Genomic DNA, 11820 nt, shown 5'->3' with positions numbered 1-11820 from the left:
GAGTTGGCGGGGTTTTGGCACCGGCGCGGCCGAACGGGTTCGGTGCGCCGGTGCGGAAACCCCGCCTCGAACGTCTCGCGCTCCTCACCAGCCGCCGCGCCGCAGCGCCACGAAGCAGCGTTCGGTGTCCGGGGACTGGGCGGTCGGGTGCGGGGCGGTCCACTGTTCGGTGGGGGTCCAGGGGGTGGCGGAGGCGTAGCGGAGGAGCGCGGGGGTGCCGACGCGGGCCCAGGGGAAGTGGGCGTCCGGGGGGCGGGGGGTGTGGGAGCTGCCCTCGACCCGGACCTGGACCCGTTCGTCGACGTCTGCCGGGGTGGTCTCCACGATGAGCAGACCGTGCGGGGCGAGCAGTTCGGCGGTGCGGGTGAGGAGGGCGTGCGGGTCGCCGCCGATGCCGATGTTGCCGTCGAGGAGCAGGGCGGTGTCCCAGGTCCGCTCTCCCGGGAGGGTGTCGAAGACCGAGCGGTGCAGTGCGGCGCCGCCGATGGCGTTGGTGCGGGCCACCGCGGCCGCGCTGACGTCGATGCCGAGGGCCCGGCGGCCCTGCACGGCGAGCGCGGCGACCAGCCGGCCGGGCCCGCAGCCGATGTCGAGGACGCTGCCCGTGCAGCGGCGCAGCGCCGACAGATCGGCGGCGTCCGGCCCCGCGCACCAGCGCTCGACCTCCAGGGGCAGCAGCCAGCCGTCACTGCGGCGCAGGAAGAGCGGGCCGCGGCCGCTGCGCAGCGCGTCGGCGTACGGGTCCGCGCCCCAGGAGACGGTGTCGCGACGGTCGGTGGGTGTCGTGGGCGACACGGTGGTGCTCATCGTGCGGTGACCGGGGTCAGCCGGGCCAGGGTGGCGGCGAAGCGGCCGGCGGGTGCGGCGGCCGCGACGTGGTGTGCGTCGTCCGCGGTGTCGACGTCGCGCAGCGGCGGCAGGTGCCGTACCCGGAGACCGGCGGCGGTCAGCCGGGCGCGCTGGGCGGCGCCGGTGCGGTCGGTGGACATGGGTACGCCGCGCAGCAGCCGGGGGTCGGGGGTGGCCAGGCCGAGCGCCCAGAAGCCGCCGTCCTCGGCCGCCCCGAACCAGGCGTCGCAGTCGTCCCAGGCGCCGGACTCCAGTGCTGGGTCGAGGAGTTGCGGGGTGACTTGGGGGGTGTCCATGCCGATGAGCAGGGTCGGGCCCGTGCTGTCGGCGAAGGCCGCGGCGAGCCGCTCGTCGAGGCCGCCGGGGCACTGCTGCCGGACGTCGAAGCCGGCCGGCAGCCAGCTTCCGGGGTGGCCGTCGAGGACGACGACCCGCCGCCGGGCGGGCATGGCGCGGACGGCCTGGAGGGTGTCGTACAGCGCGGCCTCGGCCAACTGGGCGGCCTCGTCCGGGGTGTAGGGCGGGGTGAGCCGGGTCTTGACCCGGCCGGGGACCGGTTCCTTGGCGATGACCAGGAGGGTGGTGGGGCCGGTCGGCACCGGAGAGAGTGCGGGAAGGGTCATCGGGCCGTCTCCTCCGTGCGGGGTGCGAACGGCGGCTGCTGGAGAACGGCGCGCATATCGCGCACCGCGTGCCAGGTGCCGCGCCAGGTGCCGGTGACCTTCGAGCGGCCGGTGCGCGGCCGGTAGGGCACCGCGCGCTCCTCGACGCGCCAGCCGGCGTCGGCGGCCCGGACGACCATCTGGAGGGGGTAGCCGCTGCGGCGGTCGGTGAGGCCGAGTCCGAGCAGCGCGGTGCGCCGGGCGGCGCGCAGCGGGCCGAGGTCGTGCAGGCGGAGTCCGGTGCGGCGGCGCAGCATCCGGGCCAGTACGGCGTTGCCGGCCCGCGCGTGCGGCGGCCAGGCACCGCGGCCCTGGGGCCGGCGGCGGCCCAGCACCAGATCGCTGGTGCCGTGCCGGACCGCGTCGACGAAGGGGGTGAGGAGGGCGGGGTCGAGAGAGGCGTCGCAGTCGCAGAAGCAGACGATGTCCGCGTCGGCGGCGAGCAGTCCGGCGTGGCAGGCGGCGCCGAAGCCGCGGCGCGGCTCGTGCACCACGGTGGCGCCGAGGCCGCGGGCTGTCTCGGCGGAGCCGTCGGTGGAGCCGTTGTCGACGACGATCGCCCGCCAGCCGGCCGGGATACGGGCCAGTACCCAGGGCAGCGCGGCGGCCTCGTCGAGACAGGGCAGGACCACGTCCACCGGGGCGGGCCGGGGGACGGGGGGTGGGAAGTGGGTCACGCGTTCACCTGCGTATCAGAAGCGGAAGAGGAGATTTCAGGGGTTGTTCGGGCCTGGGCGGTGGCGGCCGGGAGGGTGTGCGGGTCATCCCGCCGGGGCCGCCCGCATGCCCTCGCGGGCGAACTCCGTCATCCCCGCCGCGAATCCGGTGGCCGCGCGCCAGCCGAGGTCCTCGGCGATCCGGTGCGAGGACGCGGTGATGTGCCGTACGTCGCCGAGCCGGTACTCCCCCGTCACCACGGGCGCCGGACCACCGCACGCCGCGGCCAGGGTCCGGGCCATCCCGCCGACGGTGTGCGGCACTCCGCTGCCCGTGTTGTAGGCGGTCAGGGCGCCCGCGGGCCGGTCCGGCAGGGCTTCCAGCGCCACGACGTTGGCCGTCGCGACATCCCGGACATGGACGAAGTCCCGCCGCTGGCCGCCGTCCTCGTAGACCGTCGGCGACTCGCCTCGGGCCAGCGCCGAGCGGAAGAACGAGGCGACCCCGGCGTACGGGGTGTCGCGCGGCATCCCGGGGCCGTAGACGTTGTGGTAGCGCAGCGCGACGGCCCGGCCGCCGGTGGCGCGTGCCCAGGAGGCGGCCAGATGTTCCTGGGTGAGCTTGGTGGCCGCGTAGACGTTGCGCGGGTCGGTGGGGGCGTCCTCGCCGACCATGCCGGGCCGCAACTCGGCGCCGCAGTGCGGACAGCGGGGTTCGAACCGTCCGGCGTCCAGCTCGGCCACCGCCCGCGGACCGGGCCGCACCACCCCGTGGCGGGCACAGGTGTAGCGCCCCTCCCCGTAGACCACCATCGACCCGGCGAGGACCAGCTGCCGCACCCCGGCCTCGGCCATCGCGGCCAGCAGCACCGCCGTGCCCAGGTCGTTGCAGCCCACGTAGTCGGGCGCATCGGCGAAGTCCTTGCCGAGGCCCACCATCGCCGCCTGGTGGCAGACCGCGTGCACGCCCTTCAGGGCGGCGTCGACGGCCGTCCGGTCCCGTACGTCGGCGACGATGCGCCGCTGCTCCGGGCGCGGGGGCGGGGGTTCGGGGTGCGCCGAGGGGAGCAGCGCGTCGAGGACGACGGGTTCGTGCCCGTGCGCCAAAAGCGCCTCGACGACCTGCGATCCGATGAATCCGGCGCCGCCGGTGACCAGTACACGCATGCCGGTGACGCTAAGCGCGACAGCGGGTTCCGGCCCGTTTTCGGGACGTCGCGTCATGGGTCCGTAAGATCCGCGACCCATCCGGCGGGGGTGCTGTCCGGCCGTGCGGGGCCACTGCGATTCGGTAACAGCACGCATTCAAGGTATTTCGGTACGGCATAGCGTGCCTATGCTCAGGTCGGGGGCCGGGGGCCGCTTTCGGACATTCCGACGGCCGACGGCCCTCTTGCCCGAGCACGTCACCCACATACCGTCGGAGAACACCTTGACCGTGGAGAAGGGGGAGCAGCGGACCCGCTCCCGTGCGCTGGCCGTGCTCCCGTACGCGGTCATGGCCGTGGTCACCACGGTCGATCTCACCGCAGGCCCGGGGGTCGGCTTTCTGCCGCTGGTGTCGCTGGGCCCGGCGTTCGCGGGGCTGGTCGGCGGCTGGCAGCGGACTGCCGTGGTCGGCCTGACGGCGTTCGTGCTCTGCCTCGGTCTGGGCGTGCACAGCGGGCTGTTCGAGAGCCGGCGCGGTCTGACCGCCCTGCTGTCGGTGGCCGGGGTGACCGCGGCCGGGGTGGCAGCCGCGGTGATGCGGCAGCGGCGGGAGGCCGAACTGGCCAGCGTCCGCTCGATCGCCGAGGTCGCCCAGCGGGTGCTGCTGCGCCCGGTGCCGCGGGGCGCGGGCCCGCTGCGGATCGCGGTGTCGTACACCTCGGCGGTGGCCGAGGCCCGGATAGGCGGTGATCTGTACGAGGTGGTGACCTCGCCCGCCGGGGTGCGGATCATCGTCGGCGATGTGCAGGGCAAGGGCCTGGAGGCCGTGGAGAGCGCGGCGGTGGTGCTGGGGGCGTTCCGGGAGGCGGCGCACGACGAACCGGATCTGCCGGCCGTCGGCGAACGGGTCGAACGGGCGCTGAACCGCCATCTGTCCGGCGAACGGTTCGTCACGGCGGTGCTCGCCGAGATCGGTGACGGTCCGCGGGCCACCCTGCTGAACTTCGGCCATCCGGCGCCGCTGGTCGTCCGCCCCGACGGCACGGTCGGCTTCGCCGCGCCACCCGACCGCGCCCTGCCGCTCGGCCTCACCCTGCACGGCGCCGCCGCCCCGGTCCCCTACGAGGTGCCGTTCACCCCCGGCGACCAGCTGCTCTTCTACACCGACGGCGTCACCGAGGCGCGCGACGCGGCGGACCGCTTCTACCCCCTCGACGAACGCGCCGCGCTGCTCAAGGACCCCGACCCGGAGGCCGCGCTGCGCTCGGTGCGGGAGGACCTGGTCGAGCATGTCGAGGGGCCGCTGCACGATGACGCGGCGATGCTGCTGGTCCGCTACCGGCAGAGCCGGTGAGCGGCCTTCATATCAGCGGCAGCCCCGTGTAGTTCTCCGCCAGCTCCGCGGCGGCATGCGGCGAGTCGGCGATCCGGTCGAGCTGGGAGTGCTGAAGCCGGGTGTCGAACGGGCTCTGGTCCGGGGCGGTGTGCAGGGTCGTCGTCATGAAGGCCGAGAAGTGTTCGGCGCGCCAGACCCGGCGCAGACAGGTGTCGGAGTAGGCGTCGAGCAGCTCCGTGGCGCCGGTGCGGTGCACCTGGTCGAGGGCGCGGGCCAGGACGGTGACATCGGCGACGGCCAGGTTGAGGCCCTTGGCCCCGGTCGGCGGCACGATGTGCGCCGCGTCGCCCGCCAGCAGGACCCGCCCGTACCGCATCGGTTCGGTGACCGAACTCCGCATCGGCAGGACGGCCTTGGCGCTGAGCGGCCCGCGCGCGAGTTTCCAGGGGCCGTCGATCGCGCCGCGGGCCTCCAGTTCGTCCCAGATGCGGTCGTCGGGCCAGTCGGCGGGGTCGGTGCCGTTGGGAACCTGGAGGTAGAGCCGGCTGAGGGTCGGCGTACGCATGCTGAACAGCGCGAAGCCGCGTGCGGAGTGGGCGTAGATCAACTCGTCGTGGGAGGGCGGGACCTCGGCGAGCACCCCGAGCCAGGAGTAGGGGTAGCTGCGGGTGTAGGTACGGCGGACATCCTCCGGTACGGCCTCCCGGGCCACACCGTGGAAGCCGTCGCAGCCCACGACGTAGTCGCAGGTCAGGGTCTGCTCGCGGCCCTGGTGGTGGTAGCGGACGGCGGGCCGGGCGGTGTCCGCGCCCGTCACGGCGAGGGCCTGCGCCCCGAACAGCAGCGGTGGCCCGTCCGCGAGCTGGAGGGCGATCAGGTCCTTCACCACTTCCGTCTGGGCGTAGACCCGCACCCGGCGGCCGCCGGTCAGCGCGGGGAAGTCGAGGCGGTGGGCGCGCCGGTTCCAGCGCAGCTCGATGCCGTCGTGGACCAGGCCCTCCCGGTCCATCCGCTCCCCCGCCCCGCAGGCGCGGAGCACATCGACGGTGCCCTGTTCCAGGATGCCCGCGCGCTGGCGCCGTTCGACATAGGCGCGGTCGCGGCTCTCCAGGACGGCGCAGTCGATTCCGGAGCGGTGCAGCAGCCGCGCGAGCAGCAGCCCGGCCGGGCCGCCGCCGATGATGCCGACCGTGGTGTGCTGGGGGTGGGTCACTGCGCCGTTCCTTCCGCGGGGTGGGGTGCGGGTGCGCCGGGGCTCGGGGCCGCGGCCGGGGAGCCGTTGTCCGGGTGGACCGCGAGGTGGCCGAGGAGGGCGTCCCCTACGGGGGCGGGGCGTTCCACGTTGGCGAGATGGGCGGCGCCGGAGAGTTGCAGCAGGCGGGCGTCCGTGATGCCGTCGGCGAGTTCACGGGCGTGGGCGGGCGGGGTGGCCGGATCGTCGCGGCCCGCGACGACGAGCGTGGGGGCGGTGATCCGGGCCAGACCGGCGCGCAGATCGTAGGCGGCGAGGGCGTCGCAGCAGGCCGCGTACCCGGCGGGCGTCACCGACCGGCGCACCCCGTCGACCAGCGTCCGGGCCTGCGGGGCGTCGGCGAAGGCCGGGGTGAACCAGCGGCTGGCGGCGGATTCGGCGATCGGGCCGAGGCCCGCTTCCCGTACCAGCGCGGCCCGTTCGTGCCAGCCCGCCGGCTCGCCGAACCGGGCGGAGGAGCAGAGCAGGGCGAGCGAGGCGATCCGCTCGGGGTGGTGGGCGGCGAGCCAGGCCCCGACGGCACCGCCGAGCGAGATCCCGGCGTAGGCGAACCGGTCGATGCCGAGGGCGTCGGCGAGGCCGAGCACCAGCCGGGCGAGGCCGGGGACGCTGGTGGTGGGGGTGGGTCCGGCGCCCAGCACCTCGGCGGGGGTGCCGCCGTGGCCGGGGAGGTCCCAGCGGATGACGCGGTGGTGCCGTGCCAGGGACGGGAGTTGGGGGCCCCAGACGGCGAGGGTGGTGCCGAGGGAAGGGCCCAGGAGGAGCGGCGGGGCGTCTTCGGGGCCGTCCGCGGTGTGGTGCGGGAGCGGGGTGGCGGGCGGAGGGGTCATACGGACTCCTGTGGGTGGTGCTCGGTACGTTCCAGTGCATGGTCCACGAGGGCACCGGCGGAGCCCAGGTAGCCGGTGGGGTCCAGGAGTTGCCGCAGCCGCGACGGGGACAGGGCAGGAGCCTCGGGCAGTGCGGCCGGGGCCTCTCGCGGGGTGGCCGGGTCGCCGGGCGGGGCGGGCCGGTCGTCGCCACGGGCCGTTGGTGGTGCCTCGTGCAGCACCTCGTCCAGTGCCGCCGGGAGCGCGATGCCCCGCTCCGCGGTGCGCCGGGCCGCCGTGTCCAGGAGGCGGCGGGCCTCGGCGCGGCCGGTCAGTGCGGTGAGGGCGGCGACCAGCCGCTCGGTGACAACCAGACCGCCGGTCGCGTCGAGGTTCTGCCGCATACGGTGCGGATGGACGCGCAGCTCCGCCGTCAGTACGGCGGCGTCCCGGGCCGCGCCGCCGGTCAGCCGCAGGGCGTCGCGCAGCGGCTGCCACTCGGCGTGCCAGGCACCGGCCGGGCGTTCGTCCTCGGCGGCCAGCGCGCCGTACAGCACCGCGGCGAGGCCCGGGACCTGCCGGGCGGCGGCCGCGATGAGGGTGGCGCGCACCGGGTTGGTCTTGTGCGGCATGGCGGAGGAGCCGCCGCCACTGCCCTCGGTGAGTTCGCCGAGCTCCGTGCGGGAGAGGGTGAGGACATCGGCGGCCGCCTTGCCGAGGGCGCCCGCGGTGCAGGCCAGCGCACCGGCGAGATCGGCGACCGGGGTGCGCAGGGTGTGCCAGGGCAGGGCCGGTGCGGCGAGTCCGGTCTCGGCGGCGTAGCGGGCGAGGAGCCGGCTCCCCAGATCGGGAGTGGGCGGCGCGCCGTCGGCCTCCGCGTAGGCGTGAAAGGCCGCGAGGGTGCCGGCCGCGCCGCCCAGTTGCACCGGCAGCGCGGCCCGTACGGACGCCAGCCGGTCATGGGCGTCGAGCACCAGGCTCCGCCAGCCCGCGGCCTTGAGGCCGAAGGTGGTCGGCACCGCGTGCTGGGTGAGGGTGCGGCCCGCCATGGGGGTGTCGCGGTGCTCGGCGGCGGTACGGCGCAGCGCGGCGGCGGTGCGGGTGAGGTCCGCCAGCACGGTGTCCAAGGCGCGGGCGCAGACCAGCATCGTGGCGGTGTCCAGGATGTCCTGACTGGTGGCGCCCCGGTGGACGTAGGCGGCGGCCTCGGGGTCGCGGGCGGCGACGGCGGCCGTGAGGTCGGCGACGAGCGGGACGACGGGGTTGCCCGCGGCGCGGGCGCGCAGGGCGAGGGCCCGGGGGTCGTAGCGGTGGGTCTCGGCGGCCGCGGCGGTGACGGCGGCGGCCGCCGCCTCCGGTGCGAGTCCCAGGGCGGCCTGGGCACGGGTCAGCGCGGCCTCGGCGTCGAGCAGGGCGCGCAGATATCCGGCGTCCCCGGTGGCGGCGGCCACGGCGGAGCCGGCCCAGGACGGCGCGAGCATCCCCAAGTCGGCTGCTTCATAGGGCTGTTGGGCTGCCGGGTCCGGTGCGCTCCACGGCAGGTCATCGGTAGGCAAGGAAGACCGTCTCCTCGTGTGCGCCGTCCGCCGACCGCTGGAGCCGGATGTCGAAGCGGTACCGGCCGGGGCCGTCGGGGCGGGCGAGCAGGGTGTCCGCGCGCGCCGCGGGCAGCCGCGCGAGCAGCGGGTCGGTGGACCGGTCCGCCGCCGGGTGCCCGGGGAAGTAGACGCGGGTGAACAGGTGGTGGAGCAGACCGCGGGCGAAGACGCACACGGCGAGGTAGGGGGCGGCGTCCGGGTGCCCGGCGGAGGCGGTGGCCGGCCGGGTGTGGACGGCATAGCGCCCGTCGGCGTCGGTGGGGACCCGGCCGAAGCCGGTGAAGTCCACCCCGTTGCGGCCGAGGACCGCGCCGGTGGCCGGGTCCCGGCGCAGCGAACCGGGCGCGCCCGTACGGCCGCCGTCCGGGCCCGCCTGCCAGAACTCCAGCAGCGCGTCCGGCACCGGGGCGCCCTCCCCGTCCCGTACGCAGCCGTGCACGGTGACCGTGCCGGGGTGGCCGGCCGGGGCGATCTGCTCGCCACCGGGGAACGGGAGGGCGTAGCCGTAGAACGGGCCGATGGTCTGTGCGGGGGTCGGGGCGAGCGGCCCGGCCGGGGCGTCCGCCGTGTCGGCGGTCCGGTCGTGGCGGGTGGTGGCGCGGGGCATCAGCGGCCCTCCTCGATCCAGGTGGCGGACGGGCCGTCCAGGACCACGTCCCAGCGGTAGCCCAAGGACCTTTCGGGCACGGTCAGTTCGTGAGCGTAGGCGGCCACCAGGCGGGCGCGGGCCGTGGGGTCGGTGACCGAGGCGAGGATCGGGTCGTAGGGGAAGAGCGGATCGCCGGGGAAGTACATCTGGGTGATCAGCCGCTGGGTGAAGGCCGATCCGAAGAGCGAGAAGTGGATATGGGCCGGGCGCCAGGCGTTGTGGTGGTTGCGCCAGGGGTAGGCGCCGGGCTTGACGGTGGTGAACGCGTACCGGCCCGCGTCATCGGTCAGACAGCGGCCGACTCCGGTGAAGTGCGGGTCGAGCGGGGCCGGATGCTGATCCCGCTGGTGGGCGTACCGCCCGGCGGCGTTGGCCTGCCAGATCTCGACGAGCTGGCCGCGTACGGGGCGGCCGCTGCGGTCCAGGACGCGGCCGGTGACGGTGATGCGTTCGCCGAGCGGTTCGCCGGTGTGCTGCCGGGTGAGGTCGGCGTCGAGGTCGGTGACGTCCGTGACGCCGAAGGCGGGGCCGCCGAGTTCCACGGCCTCCGGGTCGGTGAGGTGGTCGATCTCCACCGGCGGGCGGTGGGGGTGGCGGGCGGTGCTGCTGCGGTAGGGGGCGAAGTCCCGGGCGGGGTGGTCCGGGGCCGGTGCGCCCGCCGCCCGGTCCCGTTCGGCAGCGGTGTGCCGGGCGGCGATCTCCCGGCTGATGTCGGCCTGGGTGGGGAGTTGCGGGGCGGCGGGCGCGGGCCGGGGCGGGGGTGCGGCGACGGCCGCGGGCGCCGGGGCGGGAGCGCCGTCGGACGGGGCGGGAGCGCCGTCGGAGGGAGTGGGCGGCGTGGGCGGGGTCAGGGCCATGGGGGTATCTCCCGGCGGTGGGCGGCACGGTGCGGGGCGGGCGGGGCGGCCGGACGGGGACAGCGGCGTGGCGGGACAGTAGGGGCGGTCGCTGTGGCCCCGGGGCGGCGGGGACACATCGGCGAGCACTGCGACGTCCCCGGCCGATCGGTGCGCATCAGGCGTCCTTGCCGGAGCGGTGGGGTGGTGCGTCCGCGGCGGCCGCCTTCAGGGCCCGCAGGGCGGCGAGTTCGGCGGTGGTGGGCGGGGCGGTGACGCCGATCCGGTCGGCCTCCTTGAGGTCCCAGCCGGTGGCCGCCCGGACCTGCTCGACCGTCACTCCCGGGTGCAGCTCGGTGAGGACGAGTTCCGCGGTGTCCGGGGCGGGGCGCAGTACGCCGAGGTCGGTGATGACCGCCGTCGGACCGGCGCCGGGCAATCCGAGCGCCGCCCGGTCGCCGGGGCCGGCGCCATGGCCGAGGGTGGTCACGAAGTCCAGCGTCCGGACGAAGTTGCGGCGGCTGTGCCGCAGGACCATCAGCACCTGCCCGCAGTTGGCGGCGATTTCGGGGGCGCCGCCCGCGCCGGGCAGCCGTCCCTCGGGCTTGCCGGGGCCGCGGTCAACGACGGTGGTGTTGATATTGGCGAACCGGTCGACCTGCGCGGCACCGAGGAAGCCGACGTCGATCCGGCCGCCCTGGAGCCAGTAGTTGAACATCTCCGGCACCGACACCACCGAGTCCGCGGTGTCGGCCAGTTCGCCGTCCCCGATGGACAGCGGCAGCCGGGTCGGCTTGGAGCCGAGGGTGCCGGACTCGTAGACCAGCACCAGCTCCGGATTGACCGTACGGCGGGCGAGGTTGGCGGCCGTACTGGGCAGCCCGATACCGACGAAGCAGGACCGCGCCCCCGCGAGCGCACGGGCCGCGTTGACCTCCATCAGCTCGTCGGGGGTGCAGTCGGGGGCGGTCTCGGGGGTGGAGTCGGGGGCATCCTCCGGGGCGGAGCCGGAGGCGCGCTCGGGGTCAGAGCCGGGGGCGCGCTCCGGGGAGGCGGCCGGAACGGCGGCGGCGCCCCCGGCCCCGTCCCGCTCCCCGGCGCCCGCGTCCCCCACGGCCACCCCCCGCCCCGAATTCCCCTCCCCCCGCACACACTCCGCCAGCCACCGCCCGAATGCCTCCCGGTCCCGTGCGATGCCGTCCCACTCCCGGTAGTAGGCGTTGTCCCGGACCGAGTAGCCGGCCGCGTACGACGGATGGGCGCCGCCGGGGACGAGCGCGACCGCGTCGACGACCCAGGTGGGCAGGACGACGGAGCCGGGGCGCGGTTCCAGGGTGCCGACGATCTCCTCGACGGTGACCAGGACGCGCCGGGCGGCGAGGGCCGCCTCCTTCTGCACCCCGGTCAGGCCCCACAGCTGGACGTTGCCGGCCCGGTCGGCCTGCTGTGCGTGGATGACCGTGACATCCGGGTTGAGGGCGGCGACGGCGGCCAGCTCCTCGCCGGTGAACGGGCAGACGACGGTGGAGACCGTGGGCGTACGGGCCGGGATGTCGCTGCCGCGGTAGCCGCGGAGCACCGCGAACGGGAGCCGGGCCGCGCCCGCGGTATAGCGGTTGGCCATCCCGGCGTGGCTGTGCTCGTCGATCTCCAGCGGGGCGGGCCAGCCGTGCTCGACCGCGTCCCGGAAGCGGTGCAGCGAACCGACGCCCGGATTGCCGCCCCAGGAGAAGACCAGCTTCCGGGCCGCGCCCGCGCCGATCAGCTGGTCGTAGACGACATCGGGGGTCATCCGGGCGAGCGTGAGGTCCTTGATGCCCTGACGGATGATCTCGTGCGCGGCGGCGAACGGGATGAGGTGGGTGAACCCCTCCAGCGCCACGGTGTCGCCGTCATGGATCAGCTCCGCGACGGCCTCGTGCAGGGAACGGATGTCGGCCATGTCCTCACCCTCGGGTCATCCCGGGGACTGGCCTCAACAGCCGCCCCGCAGCAGGTTGTTCGCGTAATGAACTTAAGTTCAT

11 protein-coding genes and 1 pseudogene are annotated in these 11820 nt (G+C 75.6%); 1 reads left to right on the top strand and 11 read right to left on the bottom strand.

All coding sequences use genetic code 11. The features are described 5' to 3' along the window. Positions 1 to 84: 84 nt before the first annotated feature. From QT196_RS31280 to QT196_RS31265, 4 genes are all read right to left on the bottom strand, one after another. Entirely contained in the window at positions 85 to 807 is a 723-nt protein-coding gene (locus QT196_RS31280) for a methyltransferase domain-containing protein (RefSeq protein ID WP_266731841.1), read from the bottom strand. Continuing rightward, positions 804 to 1472, bottom strand: coding sequence for a DUF2064 domain-containing protein (locus tag QT196_RS31275; RefSeq protein WP_266731839.1), 669 nt, complete (start codon positions 1470 to 1472; stop codon positions 804 to 806). The genes QT196_RS31280 and QT196_RS31275 overlap by 4 nt, the downstream gene beginning before the upstream one ends. Beyond that, on the bottom strand, positions 1469 to 2188 hold the full coding sequence (locus tag QT196_RS31270) for a glycosyltransferase family 2 protein (RefSeq protein ID WP_266731837.1): 720 nt from the start codon (positions 2186 to 2188) through the stop codon (positions 1469 to 1471). The genes QT196_RS31275 and QT196_RS31270 overlap by 4 nt, the downstream gene beginning before the upstream one ends. 84 nt (positions 2189 to 2272) lie before the next feature. Further along, entirely contained in the window at positions 2273 to 3334 is a 1062-nt protein-coding gene (locus QT196_RS31265; RefSeq protein WP_168482043.1) for an NAD-dependent epimerase/dehydratase family protein, read from the bottom strand. Positions 3335 to 3665: 331 nt separating this feature from the next. Here QT196_RS31265 and QT196_RS31260 point away from each other — a divergent pair, with 331 nt between their 5' ends. Then, positions 3666 to 4670: a PP2C family protein-serine/threonine phosphatase gene (locus QT196_RS31260; protein ID WP_168484101.1), complete on the top strand. Its 1005-nt coding sequence runs from the start codon at positions 3666 to 3668 to the stop codon at positions 4668 to 4670. 7 nt (positions 4671 to 4677) lie between these two features. Here the strand turns inward: QT196_RS31260 and QT196_RS31255 are convergent, their stop codons facing one another. From QT196_RS31255 to QT196_RS31225, 7 genes and pseudogenes are all read right to left on the bottom strand, one after another. Continuing rightward, positions 4678 to 5865 carry a 4-hydroxybenzoate 3-monooxygenase gene (locus QT196_RS31255; RefSeq protein ID WP_168482042.1) on the bottom strand — a complete coding sequence of 396 codons (1188 nt, stop codon included), beginning with the start codon at positions 5863 to 5865 and terminating at the stop codon, positions 4678 to 4680. Continuing rightward, entirely contained in the window at positions 5862 to 6734 is an 873-nt protein-coding gene (pcaD, locus tag QT196_RS31250) for a 3-oxoadipate enol-lactonase (protein WP_290356135.1), read from the bottom strand. Before pcaD ends, QT196_RS31255 begins: the two co-directional genes overlap by 4 nt. Beyond that, positions 6731 to 8194: a 3-carboxy-cis,cis-muconate cycloisomerase gene (gene pcaB / locus QT196_RS31245; RefSeq protein WP_290356758.1), complete on the bottom strand. Its 1464-nt coding sequence runs from the start codon at positions 8192 to 8194 to the stop codon at positions 6731 to 6733. Before pcaB ends, pcaD begins: the two co-directional genes overlap by 4 nt. Before the next feature lie 61 nt (positions 8195 to 8255). After that, the gene (gene pcaG, locus QT196_RS31240; protein WP_290356134.1) at positions 8256 to 8918 is read right to left on the bottom strand and encodes a protocatechuate 3,4-dioxygenase subunit alpha; all 663 of its coding nucleotides are present in this window, start codon (positions 8916 to 8918) and stop codon (positions 8256 to 8258) included. Further along, a complete protein-coding gene (gene pcaH / locus QT196_RS31235; protein ID WP_290356133.1) occupies positions 8918 to 9817 on the bottom strand; it encodes a protocatechuate 3,4-dioxygenase subunit beta in 900 nt (299 codons plus the stop codon). The genes pcaG and pcaH overlap by 1 nt, the downstream gene beginning before the upstream one ends. Before the next feature lie 157 nt (positions 9818 to 9974). Continuing rightward, entirely contained in the window at positions 9975 to 10736 is a 762-nt protein-coding gene (locus tag QT196_RS31230; protein WP_266732947.1) for a CoA-transferase, read from the bottom strand. Positions 10737 to 10937: 201 nt separating this feature from the next. Then, positions 10938 to 11738: pseudogene (locus QT196_RS31225) on the bottom strand (CoA transferase subunit A); the annotation flags it as partial. Between the last annotated feature and the right edge of the window lie 82 nt (positions 11739 to 11820).

The sequence above is a fragment of the Streptomyces sp. P9-2B-2 genome, assembly GCF_030406865.1.
GTDB lineage: Bacteria > Actinomycetota > Actinomycetes > Streptomycetales > Streptomycetaceae > Streptomyces > Streptomyces platensis.
This window is presented reverse-complemented; position numbering and strand designations above follow the sequence as displayed.